A 285-nucleotide genomic window follows, 5' to 3' on the forward strand; every position below is an offset into this window, starting at 1 on the left:
CCCGCGCGACGCGTTCGGGCCGCGCCTCGTCCGGCCGGTCCCCGTCCCCCACCCTGTCCCCCGCCCGCACGGGAGAGGAGCCCCGCGCTCCGCTCCGCGCCGATTCGGCCGGAGCCGCGCGATGAACGCCCTCGCGGTCGGGGCGCGCGCAGCGGCGCCGTCACGCGAAGACCTCCGCCAGCGCCCGCCCCACCCGGGCGGTGGACCCGGATTCGTCGAGCGGGTTGCGCCGCAGCCGGTGGCGCAGGGCGGCCGGGGCGATGCGCCGGAGGTGATCGTCGGTGA

1 pseudogene is annotated in these 285 nt (G+C 80.4%); it reads right to left on the bottom strand.

Annotated elements, in window-relative coordinates:
• Positions 1 to 160 precede the first annotated feature (160 nt).
• Positions 161 to 285: pseudogene (locus ACLBYB_RS33390) on the bottom strand (magnesium chelatase ATPase subunit I); the annotation flags it as partial.

It is taken from the genome of Methylobacterium sp. D54C, assembly GCF_053345595.1.